This window comes from Cognatishimia activa (assembly GCF_026016445.1).
Lineage (GTDB): Bacteria > Pseudomonadota > Alphaproteobacteria > Rhodobacterales > Rhodobacteraceae > Cognatishimia > Cognatishimia activa_B.
The window spans coordinates 1,250,540-1,273,060 of sequence record NZ_CP096147.1 but is presented as its reverse complement, the minus strand read 5'-3'; the positions used below and the strand labels follow the sequence as shown (position 1 = coordinate 1,273,060).

The window sequence follows — 22,521 nt, the reverse complement described above, 5'->3', positions numbered from 1 at the left end:
TCAATCGTCTTTGGCCACTTTAGTAATCATAAGGTAGAAGAAATTCTACCGTTCTCGCAAAGTTATCCCCGTCTAAATACGACCAATTCACGCTTGACCAATCCCGGAAAAGGGCGCACATGCCAGCGATTGACAGTCAACTGGCCTGTGCTGCGGCCAAAAAGCCCCAGAAGGACAGGACATGGCAGAATTTAGCGAGTTGGGTTTACCCAAGACTCTGGTCAAACGACTGGAGGATATGGGGCTCAAAGAAGCGACCCCAATCCAAAATCGCGCCATTCCACATGCCTTGAATGGTCAAGACGTGATGGGGCTGGCGCAAACCGGGACTGGTAAGACACTTGCTTTTGGCCTGCCGCTGATCTCTCGTCTGCAAAGCTACGGCACCAAACCTGCACCAAAAACAGCGCGCGCATTGATCCTTGCACCGACCCGTGAATTGGCCAACCAGATTGCGACATCTCTTAAAGAACTCACCGACGGCACCCATTTCAAAGTTGGGCTTGTTGTTGGTGGCGTAGCCATCAACCCTCAGATCAAGCGCGTCGCACGTGGCACGGATATCATTGTTGCCACCCCGGGTCGTCTGATCGACCTGATGGAGCGCAACGCGCTAGAGTTTGACGACACCGACTTCCTTGTACTCGATGAAGCGGACCAGATGCTGGACTTGGGCTTTATCCATGCGCTGCGCCAGATATCTGCGGTTCTTCCGGAAGAACGCCAAACGATGCTTTTCTCCGCGACCATGCCAAAGCAGATGGCAGAGATCGCTCAGACCTATCTGACCAATCCTGTTCGCATTCAGGTGAACCCTCCAGGTAAGGCTGCTGACAAGATCACGCAGTCGATCCATTTCATCGCCAAGGCTGAGAAAACCAACCTGTTGATCGAGCTTTTGGATGAGCATCGCAACGAAGCGGCCATTGTTTTTGTGCGTACCAAACACGGTGCAGATCGTCTGATGCGCTCTTTGCTGAAAGCGGGCTACGCTGCTGACGCGGTGCATGGCAACAAAAGCCAAGGCCAGCGTGAGCGGGCAATTACGGCTTTCCGCGCGGAAGAAACCCGCGTGCTTGTAGCGACGGATGTTGCTGCGCGAGGCCTGGACATTCCGATCGTACGTCATGTCTACAACTATGATCTGCCAAACGTGCCCGACAACTATGTGCATCGCATCGGTCGTACCGCGCGGGCCGGCATGGATGGGGCCGCTGTGGCGTTCTGCGCTCCAGATGAAGTTGATGAGTTGAAGGCCATTCAAAAGACGATGAAGTTCACCATTCCAGTGGCTTCAGGTCGCCCTTGGGAAGGCGCTGAAATTCAGCCGAAGAAAACCGGCAGTGGTCGTCGTCGCGGTGGTGGTGGCGGTGGTGGTGGCCGTCCGGGTGGACGCGGTAACTTCGGTGGCAAACCGGGGGGTGGTAAGCCCGGTGGAGGCGGTGGCCGTCGTCGAGGGGGGGCATCCCGTGGCCGCAAAGGCGGAAAGCCCGGCAGCAAAGCCTCCTGACTTAGTAAACCAACTGACCCTGCATGGTGCGTTTTGCGGTCCCAGAAATGGTGACCGCGCCACTATTTGTGGTTAAGCCGATTAGGCTCAGCCGTCCCATGTCTTCGCCCTGACGAATGTTCAGGCTCTGCTCGTTACCAGTTGCTTTAACCAATAGCGCACCAAGAGCCGCGCAAGCCGAACCCGTCGCCGGGTCTTCGGGGATATTATCAAGCGGGGCAAACATCCGGGCGTGGATCGTCTCGCCTTCCGGGAAATAGGCAAACTGCGCGAAATCGAGCGAGGCAGGGTAGGTTTCTGCACCTCGACGCATCACATTGATTTCAGGGATAATTCGGGACAGAGCCTTTCTGGTGGTCAGTTCAGTGATGGTGAACGGCAGGCCCAGGGAGGCCATCGTGGGCACATGAGTTGCGCATTCGATGTCGGACTCATCCAAACCAAGCGCCGCTGCCACCAAAGCGATCTCTGGTTTTGCCATGATCTCAAGCTCAGCGCTTGTGGTGAAAGAAACCTGTCCATCTCTGACAACACAGTTGAGCGGTCCAACACCCAGCTCAAGCGTCATTTCAGATGAGCCGCCCATGTCATGGAGGGCCATGACTGTGCCGACAATCGGGTGGCCCGCAAATGGAATTTCCATCGTCGGTGTGAAAATCCGGACACGCACGGTGTTTGATGGATCTTCTGGCGGGTAGACGAAGGTTGTCTCAGAATAGTTGAATTCTCGCGCGATGCGCTGAAGGTCTTCTTCGGGCAGGGCAGTGGCGACCGGAATGATTGCCAGTTGGTTGCCGCCGAAGGCTTCGTCTGAAAAGACGTCGTATACCAGATAATCCGTCATGAGGACCTCCTACACCAAGTCAGGTTCGCGTCCGACCTTGTTGGCCAAAGGCGCCACGGTCAATCCCTGAACGATGATCGAGAAGATCACCACGACATAGGTTGCGGTCAGGATCATCGGTTTCCACTCGCTGTCCGGCAGAGAAAGCGCCAGCGCAACGGAGATGCCGCCCTTGAGACCACCCCAGGTCATGATCGGAATTACACCTTTTGAAAATTCGCGGAAGGGTTTCAGGATCATTACGGGCACCGCAACGGCGGTGAGACGGGCGATCAGGGAGAGCGCGATTGAGGCAACGCCAGCGATCAGGAAGTCAGTTTCAGAGGCTATGGCGAAGACTTCGAAACCGATCATCAGGAACAACACGGCGTTCAGGATTTCATCGATGAGCTTCCAGAAGGCATCGACATATTGGCGTGTTTCCTCGGTCATACCGTGTTTGGTGCCGATGTCGCCAATCAAAAGCCCCGCGCAGACCGCCATGATCGGGGCTGAGAAATGAAGATAGACAGCCAGCGAATAGCCTCCAAATGCGAGACCCAGCGTCAGAAGGACTTCGAGGCTGTAGTCATCAATCCGGCGCATGACGCGGAAGGTCAGCCAGCCAAGCACGACGCCGAGAATGGCCCCACCAAAGGCTTCTTGAACAAACAGAATGATCGCATCAGACGCTCCCGCACCATGATGTGCGTCGCTTTGGAAGGCCAACCCGACGATGACAAGGAAGACGACATAAGCGACACCGTCATTGAAAAGCGACTCGCCTGCGATTTTGGTTTCCATGGATTTTTTGAGGTTGGCTTCTCTGAGAACGCCAAGCACGGCGACAGGATCGGTTGGCGTGATCAGAGCGCCAAAGACCAGGGCAATCATCAGTGGCATACCGGTGATCCAGCTAAAGCCCAGACCTACGATGGCAGTTGAAAGCCCTACGCCCAGTGTCGCCATAAGGAACACAAGCCGCCATTGGGCCTTGAGGTCGGACAGTTTGACATGCAGCGCGCCCGCAAAGAGCAAAAGCCCCAGCATGCCTTCGAGTAGAGCATCAGAGAAATGCAGATCGTTTACGATCGCGCTTGCAGTTGCAGCGATTTCTAGTGATGGCATGAGGAGATCAAGGCCAAGCACGCCGAAACTCGCAAGCAAAGCGACAACAAGAATACCAATAGCGGAAGGCAGTTTCAGGAACAGATGGTTGATTGCACCGAAGGCTCCGGCGAGCACAATCAGCAAAGATGTGATTTGGAGGAATGTCATTTTATCAAACCGTTAGGGGTGCATTTTCATTTAGAACTAAGTGCCGCAGAAAGTTGCCTCGACACGCTCGTCATCCATTGGCGGATGTGTGTAAGGAAGAGCTTCTGCCGAGGTCTCAAACGGCTTTGAAAGCAACGTATTGAGCCTGTGGAATGGGGCGAAATCACCGTCAACGGCGGATTGTATCATCGCTTCGATCTGGTGGTTGCGCGGAATGATATAAGGATTAGTGGTGCGCATCAGTGCGTAAGGGTTGTCCTCACGCTCGATGCGCGTTTGCCAGCGTTGCATCCAGCTTGCGAAGGCGTCGGACTGATCGAGCGGCGGATTAGCGATATTGTCTGACAGCGCGCGGAACGTGTTGGTGAAATCAGCCTTCTCATCTGTCATGATACGCAGCAGGTCCTGGATCAAAACATCGTCTTCGGCAGTTGGCGACGAGATTCCGAGCTTTGCCGTAAAGGCCTTGCGCCAATTGAGATGCAGCATCTTTGGCATGGCGTGAACCGCTTCGGTAAAGTCTTTCACGGATTGATCCGTATCTGGCATCAGTGGCACCAAACAAGTCGCGAGCTGCGCCATGTTCCAGACGATAATGTCAGGCTGGTTGCCATAAGCGTAGCGCCCATGTCGATCAATCGAGGAAAAGACCTGCATCGGATGGAACTCATCCATGAAGGCGCAGGGACCGTAGTCGATGGTCTCACCAGACACCGTGCAGTTGTCGGTGTTCATAACGCCGTGAATGAAGCCAACAGACATCCATTTCGCGACGAGCTTGGCTTGGGCTTGAATGACCGATTGCAGAAACTCCAGCGGATCTTTGGCCTCAGGGTAGTGGCGTTCGACTGCATGTTCGAAAAGTGCCTTAAGGCCCTCCATGTCACGACGAGCAGCAAGCACTTGGAAAGTACCAACACGGATATGGCTTGCAGCCACGCGAGTAAAGACACCACCGGGCAGGGCGGTTTCGCGGAAGACCTGCTCGCCTGTGCTTATCGCAGCCAAAGCGCGGGTGGTTGGGATGCCTAAGGCATGCATGGCCTCAGAGATCACATATTCGCGCAGAACTGGGCCGAGCCAAGAGCGTCCATCACCATTGCGAGAGTAGGGTGTCGGGCCAGAGCCTTTGAGCTGAATATCAAAGCGCCCCTTGGTCGTCTTTACATCCCCAAGCATCAGGGCGCGCCCATCGCCAAGTTGCGGATTCCATTGGCCAAATTGATGGGCCGCATAAAGCTGCGCGAGTGGGTCAGCTCCGTGTGGCACCTCATTGCCCGCGAATATCCGAGTCAATTCAGCGTTGTCTTCGGCGTTTTCTATGCCTAGCTCAGTGGCCAGATCATGATTGAAGGCAATCAAAGACGGATTTGCCACTGATGTCGGCTTCATCCGCGTGAAAAGCTGTGGTGGCAAGGTGCCATATGTATTGGCGAAGGGGATCGATAGGCTCATGGAGCCTATATAAACCTCATAGCATTAATGTCATGAGAGAATAGCGCTCGCGCAGTTCAAATCGTGCCCGGCGGTAGAGTTTCTGGGCGGTTTCATCTTCGCGGTCAACTTCCAGATGCAGCGCCATGACACCCGCGGACTTCATGGTTTTGCGCAGGCTGTGCAAGGTTTCCAAGGCGATGCCTCTGCCACGCACCGCAGGGCGCAGATAGATTTCATCGATGAAGCCATCCATGCCACCGAGTTCCAGCGACCAACTGAAGGTCAGAACGACATAGCCCATCGGTGCTCGTGCAGGCCCCATGAGATAAACTGCTCCATAGGGTGAGCCATCTAACAGCGGGATTAATGCCCGCTCCAGAGTGGTTTCTTCGGTCCCCAGCCCCATTTCATTGTGAAAAGCCATCACAAGAGGCATTAGTTTTTCAAGGTCTTGGGGTTTGGCGAGGTGGAGGGCAGCACTCATAAGCGGGCAACTCTTTCGGTCAGAAGGGCGAAAAAGCCGTCCGCATCCACATCCTGCATGAACATCGCATTGGGCGCGTGATCGGTCACACCCCAATAGTCGGCAACGGTCATGCCGAGCGTCAGCTCTGATGTGGTTTCGATTTGCACGTTCACGTGGCGGCCTTTGAAGAGGTCAGGTTTGAGCAGGTAAGCGATCACGCAGGGATCATGCAATGGGCCGCCTTCCGAACCGTATTTTTCGACGTCAAACCGCTCAAAGAAATCAAGCATCTCAGCGAGGGCGATCCCGGCCTCGGTGTTGAGGTCACGGAAGGCTTGAACACGTGCTGTTGTTGTGAGTGCTTTATGGGTGACATCCAGTGGCATAACTGTGATTGGTCGGCCAGATTTAAATACGATATCAGCGGCTTCCGGATCAACATAGATGTTGAATTCAGCGGCTGGTGTGATGTTGCCGACTTCAAAATAAGCGCCACCCATCATGACGATTTCTTGCACGCGATCGATGATATCGGGGGCTTTAGAAAACGCTGTCCCGATATTGGTGAGTGGGCCAAGAGTGCAGAGAGTGACCTCGCCAGCAGGCTCCTTACGAAGTGTGTCGATGATGAAATCCACGGCGTGCTGCTCTTGCAGAGGCATCGAAGGTGTCGGCAGCGGATCCGGGCCGTCGAGACCTGTTTTGCCATGCACGTGTTCTGCTGTGACCAGTTTGCGCGCCATGGGCGCGTCACAGCCCTGAAAGACCTTTGTTTCTGGCTTACCCGACCATTCACAGACAATGCGCGCATTCTTCTGTGTCAGTGCAAGCGGCACATTGCCCGCAACGCAGGTAATGCCGAGAACTTCGAGCTCTTCGGGACTGCCAAGCGCTAGCATAATGGCAGCAGCGTCGTCCTGCCCGGGGTCGGTGTCGATGATAATTTTGCGTGGAGCTGTCATAAGTGCCTCAATGATTTTGAGCATACATTGAGGTGTGCTTTGAGGCTTGTCCAGTGGGAGGAGGGGCGTTGCCCCTCGGCCTTTGGCCTCACCCCAAGGTATTTTAGCCAAAAAGAAAAGCAAAGGGCGCTCTGGATGACCGGAGCGCCCTTTTTTGGTTAGTTGTAAAGGGGCTTAGCCGTCGAAGTCGACCGTCTCGATCAGTTTTAGGGCGGCGTCACGGTTGCCTGCGAGCGTCATCAGGTTGACGTCGTCGGCATCAAAGGAGCCCCAGCCTTGCACCAGCGCATCAGCCTGTGTGCCTTCGGCAATTGGGTATTCGTAATTGGCTTTGGCATAGATTTCCTGTGCTTGAGGAGAGGTTAGGAATTCCATCATCTTCAGTGCTGCGTCTTTGTTTGGCGCAGATTTTGTCATTGCCACACCAGAAACGTTCACGTGTGTGCCGCCGTTCTCAAAGGTTGGGAAGACGATGTTCACGCTTTCCGCCCAGGCTTTTTGCTCGTCATCAGAAAGCATCTTGCCCATATAGTAGGTGTTGCCAACAGAGATATCACATTCGCCTGCCCAGATCGCTTTGACCTGTGCGCGGTCGTTACCTTGTGGTTTGCGTGCGAGATTGGATTTCAGGCCTTCGAGCCAAGCCTGTGTGCCTTCTTCACCGTGGTGATGCAGAACCGCAGAAGTCAGAGCGACGTTATAAGCGTTGGTGCCGGAACGTGTGCAGATACGGCCTTCCCATTTTGGGTCTGCCAGATCTTCGTAGGTGGTGACTTCGCCTTCCGCGACGCGATCCTTGGAGGCGTATACAATGCGGGCGCGGGTGGTCAGGCCAAACCAGTGATTGTCTGGGTCGCGATAGTCTGCAGGCACGTTCGCGTTCAGTGTTTCGCTTTCAACAGGCTGAGTGAGGCCTGCGTTCACAACACCTGCAAGGCGCGAAATGTCGACGGTCAGGATCACATCTGCCGGGGAGCGGTCACCCTCGGCTTGAAGGCGTTCGATCATGCCTTTTGCTAAGTATGCGACGTTTACTTTGATACCGGTTTCGGCAGTAAACGCATCGGTCAGAGGTTTGATCAGTTCAGGCTGGCGGTAAGAATATACGTTCACTTCCTCAGCAACAGCAGGCAGGGCAATCGTCGTGGCGGCAGCTGCGAAGATAGTCGATTTGATATTCACGGACATTTTTAGACCATTCGTTGTTGGTTACGATGGCTGTGCTTTAATCCGAGTTTTTTGGTCGGGTCAATACCTGAATATTGTTGTCGGGAATTTTATTCGCGGTTTTTTGCCGCCTTTTCTTCTGCCTTCACTTCATCCCAAAGTGCGTCCATCTCTGCGAGGTCTGATTGCTCTGGCGATTTGCCACGTTCGGCAAGTTTGGCTTCGACCTTTTCAAACCGCCGCGTGAACTTGGTATTGGTGGCCCGCAATGCGGATTCCGGTTCGATATTCATGTGGCGGGCGAGATTGGCCATGACAAACAGGAGATCCCCAAATTCTTCTTCGATGTCTTCCTGCGTCAGGGTTTCGCGGGCTTCAACAAGCTCGTGGCTTTCTTCTACGATCTTGGCAAGGACATGGCTGACATCCGGCCAGTCAAATCCAACACGGGCGGCACGCTTCTGAAGCTTCACGGCGCGCAGCAGAGCAGGGAGGCCGACCGCCACCCCATCCAATGTGCCCTTCTGAGCTTTGCCGGCGCGTTCGGCGGCTTTGATGGTCTCCCAGTCCTTGGTCTGTTGCTCTGCTGATTTGTCTCGGTTTTCATCGCCAAAGACATGCGGATGCCGAGCGACCATTTTGTCTGACATGGTGTCGGCCACATCATTGAAAGTGAAGAGGCCTTTTTCATCAGCCATCTGGGCATGAAAGACTGATTGAAACAACAAATCACCCAGCTCGCCTTTCAGCTCATCCCATTCTTCGCGCTCAATGGCGTCGGCAACTTCGTAAGCCTCTTCAATGGTATAGGGAGCAATGGTGCTGAAATCCTGTTCGATATCCCATGGGCAGCCCGTTTCAGGATCACGCAAACGGCGCATGATCTCCAGGAGGCGCGGCATACCACCTTTTGGATTGTGGATAATATCGGATTGATCGGAATTTGACACTGCTTTGGCCCCAGAGGTGACTCGTTAAGGCACCTTACCAAAGCCAAGCAGGATTGAAACGGGCGGGCGCCTGTTTGCACCCAAGGTTTCACTATTAAAAGCGAAAGCCGATGCGCAGTTGCGCGATTGTGTGGCTGGCGTCCACGGCATTCGCAGATCGCGTTCCGGACAGTTCGAAGTGATCAACGGCAAAGCCGACAAAACTGTTTTTACCAAGCTTACGTTCGATGCCAATGCCGGCTACATAGCCATTGAGTTTCATCATATTGCCGCCGTCATCAAAATCGCTACGCGCTGCACCGAGGGATCCGTAAAACAGCGTTGTATCGGTCGCGTAGCCAATGCGGCCACGAACAGAATTCATGTTTCCATGCACGCGTGTCGGGTTCCCTTGAACCGGATTTTGTCGAGGCAATGTTTGAAGCTCTACGCCGAAAACAATGTTTCCGCGCTGAAAGTCATACCCCAGGAACCCACCAAGGTCATCTGAACCGACGTTGCTGCCATTAATGAAGGGCACATCTTCAGAGGTCTCATAGGTATTGCTGGCGATCTCGGTATTGTAAGTCAAACCAAGACGCACGCCCTGCCAAGTTTCTTCGGCAACTGTCGAAATCGGCGCTTCAACCACCGGATCGCCGAGTGATCCTGCAGAAACAGCATGGGCGATGGTCATCGCGCAAACGGTCGAAAGGGCCAGTGCACCGAATTTGTGGGTCATGTGTTACCTAAGCAGAGGAAGTAATTGCATTTATCGCGCTGCTTTAAAGTTTTAGACAAAAAAGAAACAGCCAAATCTACTAATTTTCTTAATATCTCGGCCAGGTGTTCCTGCTCTGTCACATAATGATTGAGCCTCAGCCTAGCCACATGTTTAAGCGCCAGGAAATCGCCACTAATTGAGGCTATTGTGAAATCAATTCTGCTTTCCTTTCCTGTTCTAATTGTTCTGTCTGCGATGCTTTATGTCCGGCTTACACCGCAAGACATCGCAGAACTTCATATGAGATTGGAATTTTCAATGGATGAAACCCAAACGGGAGGGGTGAAGCGCCGAATAGAAGGCGATATTCTAGGTCTACACAAACTTACCTCGCAAGAGTAGCGGAGCGAATTGCCGCGGGTGACCCAAAAGAAGGCCATGTCACTTATGTCACGAGATCGCTTTTTTGGGGATTTCCTGATTACACAACTGTTCAACGCGAAGGCGGTGATCTACTTATCCATGCCCGCTCGGTGTTCGGACGTTCATATTTGGGAGTGAATGCTGCCCGCGTGGATCGTTGGATTAACGCTTTGACCTCCAATGTGGTCACCGGCATCTGAACTGAGGCATCCAGGTGAAATCTCGCGCCACATGGGAACATTCAGCGACATCTGACATTGAGCCATAAAGGATCGCCCATCAACCCTTAGGCAGGTGTACTCGCCGAGCTCAACCCGACCGCCGGTTTTGTCTGTGCAATAGCAATCAATCACCTTTCCTTTCGGTGAGATCACATCGGCAACAGCAGGGCTGGCCATCAAAATCACGAGTATCAAAGCGCAGAAACGTTGCATGGCATAAGTTTATCATAGGATCGCCCCTTGACCAAACTGCGCTGATCAGGAAGGTAGCGCCATGGTTCCATTTGAACGACTAGAACAGATTGCCCAACGCTTTGAGTATCTTGAAGCGCAGATGGCGGATGGTGCAGCGGGTGCAGATATTGCAGCGTTGGCAAAAGAATATTCCGAGCTAAAGCCCGTGGTTGAACAGATCGCGGCTTATAAGCAGCTGCTGGCTGATCTTGAGGAAGCTGAGTCCATGATGGATGATCCCGATATGCGGGAGCTGGCAGAGGAAGAGCTGCCTGAGCTGAAATCGCGTCTGCCAGAGGCTGAAAAAGACCTGCAGATTGCACTGCTACCAAAAGATGCGGCGGACGCGCGTCCTGCAATGATCGAAATCCGCCCTGGCACAGGTGGCGATGAGGCAGCTCTGTTTGCTGGCGATTTGCTACGGATGTACCAGCGCTATTCCGAAGCGCGGGGCTGGAGCTTTGAGATCATCGAAGAAAGCGCCACGGAACTTGGCGGCATCAAAGAAGTTGTAGCCCATATCAAAGGCGAAAACGTCTTTGCACGTCTGAAATACGAAAGTGGCGTTCACCGGGTGCAACGAGTTCCATCAACTGAAAGCGGTGGGCGTATTCACACGTCTGCGGCCACCGTTGCCGTATTACCTGAAGCGGATGACGTAGACATCGAAATTAACCCCGGTGACATTCGTATCGATACCATGCGCAGTTCTGGGGCCGGGGGGCAGCACGTGAACACAACGGATTCTGCGGTGCGCATCACCCACCTTCCGTCGGGTATCGTTGTAACGTCTTCTGAGAAATCCCAGCACCGCAACCGCGAGATTGCGATGCAGGTTTTAAAAACGCGGCTTTACGATATGGAACGCCAACGGATCGATAGTGAACGTTCAGCTGATCGAAAATCGCAGGTTGGCTCCGGGGATCGGTCTGAACGCATCCGGACCTATAATTTCCCACAAGGGCGCATGACCGATCACCGTATCAACCTGACGCTCTATAAGCTTGATCAGGTCATGCAGGGCGACATCGATGAGATTGTTGATGCGCTGACAGCTGATGATCAGGCCGCGATGCTTGCAGAGATGCAGTGATGATCCTGCGTGAGGTTCTCATGGAGGGGACGCGTGCTTTGCGTGATGCAGGAGTTCCAGGACCAGAACGGGATGCGCGTCTACTGCTTGCCGAAGCCATCGATCTACCTGTTGCGCGTCTGACGCTGGAACCTGACTGGCCTGTAACGACTGAACAGGTGTCGGTTTTTCATGGATATTTAGCGCGGCGATCCGCACGCGAACCAGTGTCGCGTATCTTGGGGCGCCGAGTGTTTTGGGGGCGGGACTTTGAAGTGACGCCCGATGTGCTGGACCCAAGGCCTGAAACGGAAACTCTGATTGCCGAGGCGCTGAATGGGACACCTGCAAAACGTCTGATCGATTTGGGTTGTGGCAGCGGCATTATTGGGGTGACTTTGCTGGCAGAGTGGTCTGCCGCCAAAGGGATTTGCAGCGACGTCAGCCAGCCTTGCTTGGAAGTCACAGGACGGAATGCGAAGACACACGCGGTTCAAGAACGGCTGGAATTGGTTCAGTCTGATTGGTTTGAAAAAATCGAGGGCCGCTTTGATCTGATCCTCTCAAATCCGCCTTACATCACCGAAGAAGAAATGGCGCATCTGGATCCAGATGTGGCACTGCATGATCCGCATTTGGCCCTGACACCGGGTGGCGATGGGCTGGCACCTTATCGCATTTTGGCCAATGGCGCAGTGCAATATCTGAACAATGGCGGGCGTATTCTGGTTGAGATTGGTTGGAAGCAAGGCCCTGATGTTGCTCAAATTTTCAGCGATGCAGGTTTGACCCACGTTATGGTGATCAGCGACCTAGATGGTCGAGATCGTGTCGTTTCAGCCATAAATACAGGGTAATGCGCGAAAAACGGCTGCTAACACGCATTTTTTTCACAAATATTGGGTACCCCCCCTTGTAAGCGCATTCTGGGAAGGGTACTCAGGATAAGTTCATGCGGTGGATGCCATAAGGCGGTCCCGCTGAACGCCAAGCCGAAAATAGTGTGACCAAGGCTTTCAGGCAGATTTGCTAGTCGGGTCATCGTTTAAGTAATGAATCCAGGGCTGGACTTCCAAACCATGAGATCTCAGAAATCCCGTTCGCGGAATAAGAATAACCGCAACAACCGTCCCTCCGGTAATATCGTCAACCGCGTGTTTGACAGTAACGGACCGGAAGGCAAAGTGCGCGGTACTCCGCAGCAGATTATTGATAAATACAATCAGTTGGCGCGCGATGCTCAACTGGGCAACGACCGTGTCGCGGCCGAGAACTTTCAACAGCACGCAGAGCATTATCTGCGCATGTTGTCAGAAGCTCAGCGTGAAATGGAAGCGCGTCGTGAAGAGCAAGAGCGCCAGAACCGCGAGCGTCAAGCAGAGCGGGATCGTGAGCGTGCCGCACGTGCAGAGCGTCAAGAACGCGAAAGCAATCAACCTGCGCCACAGGCTGAAGCTGCCCCCGCAGATGATCAACCATCAGATGCTGGCCTTGATGTGATTGGGGATGATGCTGGCAGCGGATTGGTGGAAACACCTGAAGCCGCAGAAAAGCCAAAGCGCGCGAGACGCCCTCGTAAGCCTGCAGCCGATGTTGAAGGCTCTGCGGAAGAAGCGCCCGCAAAGCCAAAGCGCACTCGCAAGCCAAAGGCAGAACAGCCTGACGCGGAAGAAACCAAAGCCGCAGAATAAAAGAAACCCGGGCCTGACCCGGGTTTTTCTTTGTGCGAACGATGGGCTTAGTTTTTCGCCATTTCACGAGCCAGGGCGCAGAAGGCTTCCAAAGAAACCACCTCTGCGCGATCTGTTGGTTTAATCCCTGCAGCGACCAACCTGTCTTCGATGTCAGGGGTCAGCGATTTCAAAGAAGATCGAAGCATTTTGCGACGTTGATTAAACGCTGTTGCGACGACGCGAGAGAGAGTTGCCGCATCCGCCTCAAAACGCGGTGTTTCGAGTGCCTTCAAATGAACGACAGCACTGTGAACCTTTGGTGGCGGTGAAAACGCTTCTGGTGGCAGGTGGAGCACAATCCGCGCGTCAGCTCGCCACTGGGACAATATAGCCAAACGACCATAAGCCTTGCTGCCGGGCTTCGCGATGATGCGCTCTGCGACTTCGCGTTGGAACATCAGTGTCAGGCTCTCCCAGAACGGCGGCCATTCCTTCGGCGTAAGCCAACGCACCAAGAGTTCGGTACCCACATTGTATGGCAAGTTTGCTGCAACGCGGATGGGCTGGGTCAGATGGCCAAGCGGGTCTATCTCAAGCGCGTCGCCGTTTATGACCTCAAGCCGATTTGGATAGGCCTCTGAAATTTCAGAAAGCGCAGGCATGCAGCGGTCGTCTTTTTCAATCGCAAGAACGCGGCGCGCACCTTCAGCAAGGAGACCTCTTGTGAGACCACCTGGACCGGGGCCGATCTCCAGCACATCACAAGCTGTCAAATCCCCCGCCTGCCGCGCGATTTTGGCGGTCAAGTTCAGATCAAGCAGGAAGTTCTGACCAAGGGATTTACGAGCGGAAAGACCGTGTTTCTCGATCACATCGCGAAGCGGAGGAAGATTGTCGATAGCTGCCATAGGGTCTTTTGATCCGAAAGCCTTTAGGTCACAACCGCTTTTTCGCGAGCCCTGGCCATTTTCGCTGCCATTCTGAGCGCTTCAATGGTGCTTGTTGGATTGGCAAGTCCTTTGCCTGCTATATCAAACGCGGTGCCGTGATCGGGTGAGGTACGGATGAAGGGCAGGCCAAGTGTGACGTTCACACCGCGATCAAAGTCGAGTGTCTTGATCGGAATGAGAGCCTGATCGTGATACATGCAGATGGCGGCATCATAAGATTGGCGCGCTCTGGCGTGAAACATCGTGTCTGCCGACATCGGACCTTTCAGATCAAAGCCATCTGCACGCAGGCGATCGAGAACTGGTGCAATGACATCTCGATCTTCAACGCCCATGGTACCACCCTCACCAGCATGCGGGTTTAACCCAGCAACAGCCAGTCGTGGTAAAGATAGACCAAAGTAGCGCTGCATATCGGTGTTGGTGATTTCAATGGTTCTTTTGATCAGTTCAGGCGTCAGTGCCTCCGGCACATCCTTCAAGGCTATGTGAATGGTGGTGGGCACGACCCGCAACTCATCAGAGGCCAGCATCATCACAACCTGATCTACATCTGCCAAATGCGCGAGGTATTCCGTGTGACCTGGAAACGGGAACTCAGCGCCATCCTTTAGCGCCTTCTTGTGAATGGGCGAAGTGCAGACGGCACTCGCGGCCCCGGATATAGCCAAGTCCACTGCACTTGCGATCACATCGATCACACCTTGCGCATTTTTGGCGTCAGGCACACCCGGTACGGATTTACCGTCAAACGAATGCGCCAGAACGGGTAGGGCGTTTGCCATGACGCTGGGCGCATCTTCTGGCGAATTGATAACTTGAGTCGGGATAGAGCCGGGCAGATGTGCAGGGTCGGCAATCAAAAAGAAGGCCAGCTCATCTTTCAGAGCTGACCATGCTTTTTCTGCCAATTCCAATCCCACCCCAGCGGGTTCGCCGCAAGTCAGGGCTATTGGAGCTTCATTCATTTGATATCAATCGTGGCATCTGCACGAAGCTGCTCAAGATAGCCATCTGCATAAGAGTTCAAACGACGGTTGCGCAGGGCATTCAGTACGTCATCGCGGCTGGCTTCCTCATTGATGGCGGAAGTGCGGCCACACATCATAATGAAGAGCAGCTGAGAACCATCTTCGCTGGTCAGGGCGGTTGAAACTTCGTGACGATCTAGCTTTGCAAGTTCCAAAGCTACGGAGCGTGGAATGTCTGAAGGCTGGCGCGCTTCTACGGTTAGGGCTTCCTCTGGGCCACCGAAGTTTACACCATAGAGGTCGTCACAGGTGTCGATGCTCTGACGAATGTTTTCGGCTTGAGCCAGTGTTTCAGGGCTACGTCCGCCCGCGAGTCTTAGAACGCCGTACTCAATGGCAGCAATCTGAGGCCTACTGACTGGCAGCTCTTCGATGCCGCGCATCTGGAAGATCGCCAATGCACCTTCCAGTTCCAGCGGCGCAGAGACTTCACCAGGCTTTAGCTCCAGAATAACAGGTTGAAGCGGGCCGGGCAGGCGGCTGAGTGGCAACCATTCCAAACGCCCATCGTTGTTACGAGAATTCGCGGCAGAGAACCGGCGCGCGGCTTCAGCGAAGTCTTTATAGCTGGTGAGCTCGCTGATCTGGTTTGCCAAATCAAGCACCTGATCTTCAGTCTGCGGCGTCACAGGAATGATGATCTCAGACAATAGAACACGCAGTCCTGATTGGCCCGCGCTGCCGAGGGCAGCATCGATTTCTGCTTCGGAAATTTGTACACGCCCTTGGAAACGCGCCTGCACTACACCGCGCCACAAAAGGCCGTTGCGCACAAATTCACGGAATGTGCGCGGCTCCACGCCTTCTTGTGCGATGGCCTGTAGAAATTGATCCGTTTTGAGATTTGCACGACCTGCAAACTCATTCATACCGGTTTCAAGCTGTTCAGGATCAATCTCGATCCCCAGCTCACGCGCGGCCTGCGCCTTCAAGCGATCCTCGACGAGATCTTCCAGCGCAATCTTCTCCAGGTTTCCAAGACGACGGATCACCTTATAAAACGCAGCGCGCTGCTGCACTTCGTAGTTGGTGACCACGGCTTCATTCACGGTGGCCGCGGGGCTAAAGAGGCTCTGCGCTGAAACGCTTAAAGTGGTCAAACAGAATGCGCCTGCAGCTGCGGCTCCAATCAGATAGGACTTTAGTTTCATCTTCATCTCACCCTGCCGAATGCTCACATGTTCTTGCGTAGCTTTTGTCGCTTGTTCTTGTCGTAAAGCCCAGAATTTCAACTGTAAAGCTGTAGTCCGTGGCCGGTTGTACCGTAGTCGACGATGTAAATCGACGCGAAACTTCAAATTTGGATCGAATGCACTCGTTGCGGTATTCAATTCCAAGTCCGGCCTGGGCCGTGGCGTCACTGGCAATATCATATTGCCAGTTCGCTAAACCGGTCCAATGACGCCCGATGCGATAAGAGCCGTCAAAGTTAAGCTCAGACAGGTCTGAAAGCCGGTCTTCATCGTCGTCGGCATCAAGCCAAATGTAGGAGGCATTAAGGCCTAGACGATCATTGTACCAGCCACCCCGGGCTTCAGCCTTGCTCAGACCTTTGATGCCGTCGACCAGTGCGCGTGCAGTAATTTCGATCCCGGAAGCGTTTTCGAACTTGGTCGCAACCAGGAAATCGGAGACTTTGCCGTCTAGTCCCGAACTGGAGCTAAAGTCAGAATGGGTTTCGGTACGCACCACCTGACCCAAAGTCAGATGCATGTTCCAGTCATCGGCAAATCGCGACCAATTGAATCCCCAGGCGCCAACCAGACCACGCTCCCTGCGGTCATCGGATGGAAAGCGTGACAGCGACAGCAGGTTCCCTTCGTCAAACTCTACCCGTGTGCTTTCGTCATTCGCGATTTGATCTGTGGTTCCGGCGCGCAGTGTGCCACCGCTCCAACCAAGTTGAGCAATGGGTTCAAAGATGTAAGTGGCATCCGCAGCGGCGCGGCTGATCATTGGATAGCGAAGATTGACGGAAGCCGCAGGTGTGAACTCAACATAGTTTGTGTCGGATATGGTGGCATCCTGACGTGTGGAGACCGCGTCCAAGTTGCCACGTAGCTCTGTGCCAATCACCAGACCCTGCTGCGTCAGCCAATCCTTGCGCCAAGCAATTTCTGCATTGACGCGGGAGACATCGCGACCATCGACGACTTTATCTGCATTTACATCCGTGTTCACATCAGACGCGCGATAATGGCTATGGGCTTCCAGCTCCCAAAAGGCTTCGCCACCTAGGCGCTGCGGGCTAAATCGTTTCTGTTTACGTGCTGAGATCACCCATGACGGAATGACATTGATGTCTTCGCCGGTTCGCACTGTGTCGAAATTGGTGATCGACAATCGTGTATTTTCCTGACGGTTGACGCGTGAGATTGTGACGTCGCTAATCAGTCGGTCAAGGCTCGAATAGTTATAGTCAGCCAGATAAGCGGAGTCAGAAACCTGCTGCAGATTAAAACTCAGCTGATAGTCGTTTCTTAAATCAAACTCACCTTCGCCAAAAACAAATGCACGAGTGCCAAACCCGCTGAAGGAGTCCTTTGATACAGCACCATTGAATGACAGCTTGCCGTGCTTGAACGCTTGCCGATAACGCCATTCTAATGTTGTAGAATTCTGAGCGATGAACGGAGTCAAGGTCAGATCTCTGTGATCGCTAAGGGCTATGAAATAGGGGATTTTCACACCAAGGCCGATGCGAGAACGAGACCGAATGCCTGGGATCAAAAAACCTGACATGCGTTCAACCGTTGGGTCTGGCAGGCGCAGCCGAGGTAGATACATCACTGGGATATCCATCAAACGGAACTGCGCATCGTCAAATAAAAGTTGCTGCGCCTCCTGGTCATGGGTGACGCGCCGCGCTCGGATTTGCCAAAGTGGTGGCTGGCCATCCTCACAAGTTTTGCAGGATGTTGCTGTTGCATTCAGCAGCCGAGATTCCTTGCCCTCGATCCGCTGAAGCTGGTCGGCCTCAATCCGAAGTTGCTCATCCAAGACAAGACGCGCACTTTGGATCAGACCGTTTTGCAGGTCGGCATCGAGCTCGGCAAACTCAGCAAAAATCTGGGTGCCGGAAGCATCCGTGATTTCGATTGGCCCTTCTATAGTGACCTTGTCGGTCTGACCATCGTAGATGATCTTGCTGGCCGTCAGTGTGGTTTCGCCATAGATCGCTTCGATATTGCCTACTGCCGTTAACAGATTGTCACCACGCAGGAATACAGAATCCGCGACAAGGATCACCTGATCTTCTTGCGCAGCTTGAGAGTGGAGCTCAATCGGAGCTGCCGCGACAAAAATCGCAATCGCCAAAGCTGATATCGATGTCTTTGGCAGCGTCATCCGTCTTCCATATGTAATAAGAGGCCCATCGCAAGAAATACGCTGGCGATCGGCGGAGTCCAAGCGGCAAGTTCAATTGGGATTTGGCCATTTTCACCGAGAATTTGGGCGAAATTCCGAATGTAGTATAGGCCGAAGCCGGACATTGTCGCTAAAAGAGAGGCGACACCAGTGCGACCCATACGTGTATGGCGCATGGTAAAGGCGGCAGAAACCATCACCATAGCAATCAGGAAAATCGGCTGCGCCATCTCCATATGGAGCCACATTTTATGACGCCGAGCGGAAAAACCTGCTTCTTCTAGCTGTGAAATTAGGCGAGGCAACTCCCAAACTGACACTGTGCGTGGTTTGCCAAATCCGTCTCGAATTTGTTCCGCTGTCAAGCTGGTGGGAAGCGTAAAGTCCGCTTTGACCTCGGCAAGAGATTCCGCGTTGCTTCCGCGTTCAAGGGGCCAGATTTTCGCATCCTTCAACTGCCAGGATCCGAGTTGAAGTTGCGCCTGATCCGCTTCAATTCGACGAACTGGGCCTGAACCATCATAGGTTACAAAAGTTGCTTGTCGCAATGTCGTTGCGTCATGGTTCGCACCGACTGCGAAAATCACGGTTTGACCGGTCTCGCCACCTTGGCGCAACCAAATACCTTCACGGGAGAACGTCAGCGCATTGCTACCACCCCGTTTGATGCTGGCGGAAAGATCATCATAACGCTTCGCCGTTGCAGCGACGATCGGGTTAAAGGTGGTCACCCCAATCATCCCGATCAACAAGGCCACAACAATCGGAGACATCAAAGAGGTTAGGGCAGACCTGCCACTTGCTCTCGCGACGACCAATTCACTGCTTCGAGAAAGGTTTAGAAAAAGCGCAAGGGAGCTGAGGATCATGATCAGCGGTAGGATCTGATAAAACTCTTGCGGCATGTTCAGCAGCATCAGTTGGAAGATACCAATGAAACCGACTTCTGAGGCATCAAATCCTCGCAGATGTTCCACGAGATCAAACAGCAACAAAAGTGCTGCAAATACACCTGATAGCGCAATGAAAAAGAAAAGAAATTTTCGTGCAAAGTAGAAATACAATGTCACGTGGTCACCGCCCTTCTAGCACGTCCTGATCGGGTTCGGCTGTAAAGCATAGCGACAATCAAAAGACCACCGACTAGTGAGGGTGCATACATGAGCGGCCACATATCGGCGTCCCGTCTAACCGGATCTGTTACGCCGTTTTTCAGGGCTTCGAGTGTGATCAAAATCGCAAAGGCGTAGACGATATTCTGCCAAACACCAAAACGGCTAAAACCTCCGACGATCAACGTAGAAAAACCGATCAGGGAAACCACAACACAGGTGATGATCTGCACGATCCGGCTATGGAGTTCAGCAACAATCCAACCCTCTGGCAGGCTGAGGAGCGTCGAGACTTCCGCAGGTCTTATGATCAAATCAAAGGTCGCAGTGCGCTCCAAGGATTTACGTGTGTTGCTCGTGCTGCCAAGTAAATCACTGATGTCATAGGTGAAATCGGCGAAATTGGTGGTGAAAAGGCGCTGATCGCTCTTTGTGACGATCTGGGCGAGGCCATTCACCATGATGAGCTTAGGACCTGTGTCTGCCTTCACAAGATAGGCTTCGTTCGCCGTATAGGTCACATTCTGTTCCGGATCGCTTTGATCAGACAAGAACACATCATGTAAAACCCCGTCAGAGGAGATATCGCGAATATAGAAAACCACACCTGCGGTCGGTTGAAGGAACGTCCCCTCCGTCAATAGCCGAGCGGTTGCATTCTCAGCGACTTCGCGTTCGCGTTGATCCAATTGGGTGAGGCTCAGGGGCGTCAGGAAGAGCGAAAGCGCCGCCATCATAAATCCGACCAACACACCAAAGGTCATCACAGGGCGCGCTAATCGCCATGGGCTGAAACCCGTGGACTGCATCACGACCAGCTCGCTCTCGCTGCTCAGTCTGTTGGTCACGTAGGTTGCAGCAGCGAAACTCGCGATAGGGAGAACCAATTTAATCACTGCAGGCAGGCTGAGCACGGTGAATTCGATGAAGGTTGAAATCGGTTGGCCATCGGCAATCAACCGGTCGAACAGGATCACCGCCCGGTTCACCCAGTAGACGGAGACCAGCACCAGCGCAAAGAAGCCAAACAGCATCATTAGTTGCGACAGCATATAGCGGTCGAATCTGCTCAATGGATGCCCCCCAAGGCAAAACAATGTTTCGCCCGACATTAGAGCAAATGGCCAAGAGGGAAAACTGCTATCTGGTCATCAATTCAGGGATTGGTTAGGACTATTGGCAACAGAATAGGAGCAGCGTTTTGGTTAAACCGGTTACTTTCACTTTCGAAGACGTCAATATCGATGAAATCTCAACATTTGCTGGCCGAGTGGCCATTCTGGTTACACCAGATGGGCGCATGGATAACGCAGCGCGACGCGTCAATAGGTTGACTAAGGGCGCTGTTGCTCGCCTATCGGAAGATGAGCTTAAAGCCGGAGATGCGCGCGTTCTTGCCTATCCCGTCGGTATGGCGGCGAATGCAGTCGATGTAATCTGCCTGGATAAACGCGCCACTCAGGAAGAGGCCCGTGCTGCAGGCGTTGCTCTTGCGAAAAAACGCGGCAAAGACAATGTCTTGGTTTGTCTTGGCAACCACAACAAAGCCGAACAAATCGTCCTTGGTCTGGCGCTCAGGGACTATGGTTTTGACGCTCATAAAACCGCAGAAGCTGCGGACGACGCGCGCGCTGTGACGGTCATGGTGACCAAACCTGACGAAGTGAAAGAGAAAGCAGCACCGCTTTTGGCGATCGCTGAGGGCGCATTCTTTACACGTGATCTGGTGAATGAACCTGCAAACGTTTTGACAACAGAGGATTTTGCGAACCGCCTTGTTGCGATGAGCGATCTGGGTCTGGAAGTTGAAGTGCTTGAAGAGGACAAGCTTGCAGAACTCGGTATGGGTGCGCTGCTCTCAGTGGGGCAAGGCAGCGTCAGCCCGTCCAAAGTTGTCGTGATGAAATGGATGGGTGGTGAAGATGGAACTGCGCCACTGGCACTGGTCGGCAAAGGCGTGGTCTTTGATACCGGTGGTATTTCCCTGAAGCCAGCTGGTGGCATGGAAGACATGACCATGGATATGGGCGGCGCAGGCGTTGTTGCCGGCACTATGCGGTCGTTGGCGTTACGCAAGGCGAAAGCCAATGTCGTTGGCCTCGTTGGTTTGGTGGAGAACATGCCTTCTGGCAATGCGACCCGTCCGGGCGATGTTGTGACATCCATGAAGGGTGACACCATCGAAGTGATCAACACTGATGCAGAAGGCCGCTTGGTGCTTTGTGACGTGATGCACTATGCACAAGAAACTTTCAAACCTTCGGCCATGATCGACCTCGCGACACTCACGGGTGCCATCATTATCGGATTGGGTCATGAGAATGCGGGTGTTTTCTCGAATGACGATGGCTTTGCAAAAGCCTTCCTGAAAGCGGCTGGCAATGAAGGCGAGGGCGCTTGGCAGATGCCTCTGGGCAAAGCCTATGCTGATCTGCTGAAGTCTCGCATTGCAGACGTGAAGAACGTGGGTGGTCGCGCAGCGGGATCCATCACTGCAGCAGAGTTCCTGCACCGCTTTGTTCAGGATGAAACCCCTTGGATTCACTTGGATATCGCCGGTGTCGCTAGCACCAAGACAGACACCACCTATGCGCCTAAAGGGGCATCTGGATGGGGTGTTCTGGCTCTGAACCGTCTGGTTTCAGACCGCTTTGAAATCAAAGACTGATCCATGGGTGCCGCGTATTTTTACCACCTGACACAAAGCCCGCTTGAGGTTGCCCTTCCGATGTTACTTGCAAAAGCACGCGGTGCGGGTTGGCGGGTGATTGTGCGTGGCAAAGACGCATCACGAATGGATTGGCTTGATCAGAAACTCTGGTTGGGGCGGGAAGAGGACTTTCTGCCCCATGGCCAGGCCAGCGGCTCACATGATGCGCTTCAGCCGATCTTGCTGTCGACGGATGCCACAAATGCCAATAACGCCGCCTGCGTCATGACAGTCGATGGGGCTGAAGTCAGCGCCGAGGACGTGCAATCCTACGAACGCACCTGTGTGCTTTTTGATGGTCTGGATGAAGAAGCCGTCGCCCGTGCACGAAGCCAGTGGAAAGCACTGACAGATGCGGGTTGTTCAGCTCAATACTGGTCAGAAGAAAGCGGCCGGTGGGAGAAGAAAGCTGAAAAGACAGCTGGTTAAC

General features: G+C 53.5%; 22 protein-coding genes. 7 read left to right on the top strand and 15 right to left on the bottom strand.

Annotated features, from left to right (window positions below; translation table 11 throughout):
• The first annotated feature begins 181 nt into the window (after positions 1 to 181).
• The gene (locus M0D42_RS06210; RefSeq protein WP_265020724.1) at positions 182 to 1,510 is read left to right on the top strand and encodes a DEAD/DEAH box helicase; all 1,329 of its coding nucleotides are present in this window, start codon (positions 182 to 184) and stop codon (positions 1,508 to 1,510) included.
• 1 nt (position 1,511) lies between these two features.
• Here M0D42_RS06210 and M0D42_RS06205 read toward each other — a convergent pair whose 3' ends face one another.
• The 8 genes from M0D42_RS06205 to M0D42_RS06170 all read right to left on the bottom strand — a co-directional run bounded on the left by M0D42_RS06205 (position 1,512) and on the right by M0D42_RS06170 (position 9,314).
• Positions 1,512 to 2,354 carry a PhzF family phenazine biosynthesis protein gene (locus M0D42_RS06205; protein ID WP_265020723.1) on the bottom strand — a complete coding sequence of 281 codons (843 nt, stop codon included), beginning with the start codon at positions 2,352 to 2,354 and terminating at the stop codon, positions 1,512 to 1,514.
• Between the two features lie 9 nt (positions 2,355 to 2,363).
• Positions 2,364 to 3,611, bottom strand: coding sequence for a cation:proton antiporter (locus tag M0D42_RS06200; protein WP_265020722.1), 1,248 nt, complete (start codon positions 3,609 to 3,611; stop codon positions 2,364 to 2,366).
• Between the two features lie 36 nt (positions 3,612 to 3,647).
• Complete coding sequence (locus M0D42_RS06195) at positions 3,648 to 5,066, bottom strand: protein adenylyltransferase SelO (protein ID WP_265020721.1); 1,419 nt, start codon at positions 5,064 to 5,066, stop codon at positions 3,648 to 3,650.
• Positions 5,067 to 5,082: 16 nt separating this feature from the next.
• Entirely contained in the window at positions 5,083 to 5,532 is a 450-nt protein-coding gene (locus M0D42_RS06190; RefSeq protein WP_265020720.1) for a GNAT family N-acetyltransferase, read from the bottom strand.
• Complete coding sequence (locus M0D42_RS06185) at positions 5,529 to 6,476, bottom strand: nucleoside hydrolase (protein ID WP_265020719.1); 948 nt, start codon at positions 6,474 to 6,476, stop codon at positions 5,529 to 5,531. Before M0D42_RS06185 ends, M0D42_RS06190 begins: the two co-directional genes overlap by 4 nt.
• Before the next feature lie 174 nt (positions 6,477 to 6,650).
• Positions 6,651 to 7,664, bottom strand: a complete 1,014-nt coding sequence (locus M0D42_RS06180; protein WP_265020718.1) for a Fe(3+) ABC transporter substrate-binding protein — start codon at positions 7,662 to 7,664, stop codon at positions 6,651 to 6,653.
• Positions 7,665 to 7,753: 89 nt separating this feature from the next.
• Positions 7,754 to 8,545, bottom strand: coding sequence for a nucleoside triphosphate pyrophosphohydrolase (gene mazG, locus M0D42_RS06175; protein ID WP_265021109.1), 792 nt, complete (start codon positions 8,543 to 8,545; stop codon positions 7,754 to 7,756).
• Between the two features lie 142 nt (positions 8,546 to 8,687).
• On the bottom strand, positions 8,688 to 9,314 hold the full coding sequence (locus M0D42_RS06170) for an outer membrane protein (protein WP_265020717.1): 627 nt from the start codon (positions 9,312 to 9,314) through the stop codon (positions 8,688 to 8,690).
• 392 nt (positions 9,315 to 9,706) lie between these two features.
• On the opposite strand from M0D42_RS06170, the gene M0D42_RS06165 reads away from it, so the two are divergent.
• Entirely contained in the window at positions 9,707 to 9,919 is a 213-nt protein-coding gene (locus M0D42_RS06165) for a hypothetical protein (RefSeq protein WP_265021108.1), read from the top strand.
• On the opposite strand, the gene M0D42_RS06160 is transcribed toward M0D42_RS06165, so the two are convergent.
• Complete coding sequence (locus M0D42_RS06160; protein WP_265020716.1) at positions 9,842 to 10,153, bottom strand: hypothetical protein; 312 nt, start codon at positions 10,151 to 10,153, stop codon at positions 9,842 to 9,844. The genes M0D42_RS06165 and M0D42_RS06160 overlap by 78 nt on opposite strands.
• Before the next feature lie 61 nt (positions 10,154 to 10,214).
• Between M0D42_RS06160 and prfA the strand changes: the two genes are divergently transcribed.
• The 3 genes from prfA (at position 10,215) to M0D42_RS06145 (ending at position 12,937) form a co-directional block, all read left to right on the top strand.
• On the top strand, positions 10,215 to 11,267 hold the full coding sequence (gene prfA / locus M0D42_RS06155; RefSeq protein ID WP_265020715.1) for a peptide chain release factor 1: 1,053 nt from the start codon (positions 10,215 to 10,217) through the stop codon (positions 11,265 to 11,267).
• Entirely contained in the window at positions 11,267 to 12,103 is an 837-nt protein-coding gene (gene prmC, locus M0D42_RS06150) for a peptide chain release factor N(5)-glutamine methyltransferase (RefSeq protein ID WP_265020714.1), read from the top strand. Before prfA ends, prmC begins: the two co-directional genes overlap by 1 nt.
• Before the next feature lie 222 nt (positions 12,104 to 12,325).
• Positions 12,326 to 12,937, top strand: a complete 612-nt coding sequence (locus tag M0D42_RS06145) for a DUF4167 domain-containing protein (protein ID WP_265020713.1) — start codon at positions 12,326 to 12,328, stop codon at positions 12,935 to 12,937.
• 47 nt (positions 12,938 to 12,984) lie between these two features.
• Here M0D42_RS06145 and rsmA read toward each other — a convergent pair whose 3' ends face one another.
• From rsmA to lptF, 6 genes are read right to left on the bottom strand one after another with little or no spacing between them, the layout of a single operon-like run.
• Positions 12,985 to 13,827 carry a 16S rRNA (adenine(1518)-N(6)/adenine(1519)-N(6))-dimethyltransferase RsmA gene (gene rsmA, locus M0D42_RS06140; protein ID WP_265020712.1) on the bottom strand — a complete coding sequence of 281 codons (843 nt, stop codon included), beginning with the start codon at positions 13,825 to 13,827 and terminating at the stop codon, positions 12,985 to 12,987.
• Between the two features lie 23 nt (positions 13,828 to 13,850).
• A complete protein-coding gene (gene pdxA / locus M0D42_RS06135; RefSeq protein ID WP_265020711.1) occupies positions 13,851 to 14,837 on the bottom strand; it encodes a 4-hydroxythreonine-4-phosphate dehydrogenase PdxA in 987 nt (328 codons plus the stop codon).
• The gene (locus tag M0D42_RS06130; protein ID WP_265020710.1) at positions 14,834 to 16,051 is read right to left on the bottom strand and encodes a peptidylprolyl isomerase; all 1,218 of its coding nucleotides are present in this window, start codon (positions 16,049 to 16,051) and stop codon (positions 14,834 to 14,836) included. Before M0D42_RS06130 ends, pdxA begins: the two co-directional genes overlap by 4 nt.
• A 7-nt stretch (positions 16,052 to 16,058) precedes the next feature.
• Positions 16,059 to 18,248, bottom strand: coding sequence for an LPS-assembly protein LptD (locus M0D42_RS06125; RefSeq protein WP_265020709.1), 2,190 nt, complete (start codon positions 18,246 to 18,248; stop codon positions 16,059 to 16,061).
• Positions 18,245 to 19,339 carry an LPS export ABC transporter permease LptG gene (gene lptG, locus M0D42_RS06120; RefSeq protein WP_265020708.1) on the bottom strand — a complete coding sequence of 365 codons (1,095 nt, stop codon included), beginning with the start codon at positions 19,337 to 19,339 and terminating at the stop codon, positions 18,245 to 18,247. The genes M0D42_RS06125 and lptG overlap by 4 nt, the downstream gene beginning before the upstream one ends.
• Positions 19,336 to 20,454 (bottom strand): LPS export ABC transporter permease LptF, encoded by a 1,119-nt coding sequence (lptF, locus tag M0D42_RS06115; protein WP_265020707.1) that lies wholly within the window; start codon positions 20,452 to 20,454, stop codon positions 19,336 to 19,338. The genes lptG and lptF overlap by 4 nt, the downstream gene beginning before the upstream one ends.
• 128 nt (positions 20,455 to 20,582) lie before the next feature.
• Here lptF and M0D42_RS06110 point away from each other — a divergent pair, with 128 nt between their 5' ends.
• Together M0D42_RS06110 and M0D42_RS06105 are read left to right on the top strand one after the other, a co-directional pair.
• A complete protein-coding gene (locus M0D42_RS06110) occupies positions 20,583 to 22,049 on the top strand; it encodes a leucyl aminopeptidase (RefSeq protein ID WP_265020706.1) in 1,467 nt (488 codons plus the stop codon).
• A 3-nt stretch (positions 22,050 to 22,052) separates the two neighbouring features.
• Positions 22,053 to 22,520 (top strand): DNA polymerase III subunit chi, encoded by a 468-nt coding sequence (locus tag M0D42_RS06105; RefSeq protein WP_265020705.1) that lies wholly within the window; start codon positions 22,053 to 22,055, stop codon positions 22,518 to 22,520.
• Position 22,521: the final 1 nt, after the last annotated feature.